Source organism: Vaccinium witches'-broom phytoplasma str. VAC, from assembly GCF_000309405.1.
Lineage (GTDB): Bacteria > Bacillota_I > Bacilli_A > Acholeplasmatales > Acholeplasmataceae > Phytoplasma.
The window spans coordinates 1-636 of the sequence record NZ_AKIN01000252.1; the positions used below are offsets into that span (position 1 = coordinate 1).

A 636-nucleotide genomic window follows, 5' to 3' on the forward strand; every position below is an offset into this window, starting at 1 on the left:
TTTTAAAAAATTAGGGGCTGATTCTCATGATTTAAAAATAAAGCTTGGTTTTACACTTAAAGAATTAAAAGATGCTGGATATACAGTTAAACAGTTAAAATATCTTGCATATACATCTAAGGAATTCAGAGATGCTGGATATACAGCTAAAGAATTAAAAGCTGCTGGATTTACAGCTAAACAATTAAAAGATGCTGGATATACAGCTAAAGATTTTAAAGATGCCGGATATATAATTAAAGAATTAAAAGATTTAGGTTATTCATTCCAAGAATTAAAAGATGCCGGTTATACAAATAGACAATTAAATATTTTAGAGTGGGGACCTCCTTATGATTTAAAACAAAAAATTGGTTATACAGCTAAAGATTTTAAAGATGCTGGGTATACAGCTGGAAATTTAAAAGCTGATAGATTTACAGCTAGAGAATTAAAAGATGCTGGATTTACATATCAAGATTTAAGATTGGCTGGATTTGGAGCTAGAGAATTAGAAGATGCTGGATTTACATTTTAAGATTTAAATAAAAAGAATTAAATTAAAAAAAGATAAATTAAAATTTTTATAAGTTGGTTTGTTAAATCAACACTTCAACAACAAAAATTGAACGCAAAACAACGTATTTTAATGTATAA

The 636-nt window shown here is 26.9% G+C and carries 1 pseudogene; it reads left to right on the forward strand.

Going from position 1 to position 636, the window contains the following annotated elements:
* Positions 1 to 517 (forward strand): annotated as a pseudogene (locus RI68_RS04020) (type IVB secretion system protein DotG/IcmE); the annotation flags it as partial.
* Between the last annotated feature and the right edge of the window lie 119 nt (positions 518 to 636).